This is a genomic window from Arthrospira sp. PCC 8006 (assembly GCF_046480465.1).
Taxonomy (GTDB): Bacteria; Cyanobacteriota; Cyanobacteriia; order Cyanobacteriales; family Microcoleaceae; genus Limnospira; species Limnospira platensis.
In genome coordinates this window covers 1-1,624 of sequence record NZ_PKGG01000441.1, presented here as the reverse complement: position 1 = coordinate 1,624, position 1,624 = coordinate 1, and the positions used below count along the sequence as shown (strand labels likewise).

General features: G+C 50.8%; 3 protein-coding genes and 1 pseudogene. All 4 read right to left on the bottom strand.

Going from position 1 to position 1,624, the window contains the following annotated elements; translation table 11 throughout:
- Positions 1-232 (bottom strand): annotated as a pseudogene (locus B9T16_RS28515) (hypothetical protein); the annotation flags it as partial.
- Between the two features lie 144 nt (positions 233-376).
- A complete protein-coding gene (locus B9T16_RS28510) occupies positions 377-565 on the bottom strand; it encodes a hypothetical protein (RefSeq protein ID WP_410246368.1) in 189 nt (62 codons plus the stop codon).
- A complete protein-coding gene (locus B9T16_RS28505) occupies positions 559-1,329 on the bottom strand; it encodes a hypothetical protein (protein ID WP_410246367.1) in 771 nt (256 codons plus the stop codon). The genes B9T16_RS28510 and B9T16_RS28505 overlap by 7 nt, the downstream gene beginning before the upstream one ends.
- Before the next feature lie 119 nt (positions 1,330-1,448).
- Positions 1,449-1,624, bottom strand: a 176-nt coding sequence (locus tag B9T16_RS28500) for an HNH endonuclease (RefSeq protein ID WP_410246369.1), incomplete at its 5' end; no start/stop codon positions are given.

Sequence of the window (1,624 nt, the reverse complement as noted above, 5' to 3'; positions counted from 1 at the left end):
CTAATTCCTGTTTGAGTTTTTCATTCTGTTGTTTGATGATTCGTTCGGTTTCCCGGAAGCGGCGATCGCTTTCTTGGGACTGTTCCCGGAAGCGGCGATCGCTTTCTTGGGACTGTTCCCGGAAGCGGCGATCGCTTTCTTGGGATTGTTCTTTGAGGAGTCGTTCAGTTTCCTTTTGGGCTTCTATGAGTTCTCCTAGCAGCCTCCAAACATCGTCAGCATTGGTGGTCATGGGGGTTGTCCTCTGGGTGATTTCAATCATCCATTTTAGCCACTTTCCACTATGCGATCGCTTTCTGGTAAGATGCGATCGCACTTCYGARASSCTAGGCGATACGTCGCACTCCGAGGCTAGGCGATACGTCGCACTCCGAGGCTACGCGAACGCACTTCTGAGAGGGTAGGCGATACTTCTGGCGGKCACGCTACGCGATACGTCGCACTCCGAGGCTACGCGATCGCATTTCTGAAAGGGTAGGCGATAGGTCGCACTTCCSAGAGRGTAGGCGATAGGTCGCACTTCCGAGAGGCTACGCGATCGCCAACTCTGGGGGTAATTTACCATTGGCGGGGACGGAATTTATCATCATTTAAAATCACGACGCTATCTCCTGACTGTGCCAAAACAAATAAGCCGCGACGGTAGCCATAGCGGGCGACWTYTTCGGGGACGACCATTCCGGCGACGGMTCCCATGGCCTTAAAATCACGATAAGCGGGCATTAACCGCTTGAATTTTTCGAGTCTTTCCAGGTGTTCGTCGATGTCGGTTTGGCTGAGTTTGCTTTTGACTTCCACTAATATGGCTTGGTCGGTGTTGACGACGAGCAAATCAATTTCTAGGGCTTCTCCAGAGCGTTTAACGGAGATATTAGCATGGAATTCATTAACCGCAATTCCCCGCTGCTGAAACAGTTGGACGACGGCGGGGCGTACCTGCCATTCGACAAATTCTCCGAGGCGGTTTCCCAATTTGCCTAATTCCTGGTTGAGTTTTTCATTCTGTTGTTTGATGATTCGTTCGGTTTCCCGGAAGCGGCGTTCGCGCAGCGTCTCGGAACGAGAATCGCTTTCTTGGGATTGTTCCCGGAAGCGGCGATCGCTYTCTTCGGACTGTCGCTGGAGGAGTTGCTTGGTTTCCTCGAAGCGGCGATCGCTTTCTTCGGACTGTCGCTGGAGGAGTTGCTTGGTTTCCTCGAAGCGGCGATCGGTTTCCCGGAAGCGGCGTTCGGTTTCTTGGGACTCTTCTTTGATGACTCGTTCAGTTTCCTTTTGGGCTTCTATGAGTTCTCCTAGCAGCCTCCAAACATCGTCAGCACTGGTGGTCATAGGGGGTTCCTCTCAGGTTTCTAGTAGGGGTCGAGAGAGATGTCACCATCTCCCCCTCCCATACAGAACCGCACTTGAGACTTTCACCTCATACGGCTCCTAATTTGACCGTCTCCTTGTTAAGAGTACAGCATCATCTCTTCATCAAGAGCTGTTTTATTGTCGTGACAATGGCGATGTAATAATTGAATATTCTTGTATTCATCCTTTCCGCCATGGCTTCTAGGTACAATGTGGTCTACTTCAATTAAATCTGATRGGGTAAAGAATTKCCCCCACCAGGTACATCTACCTT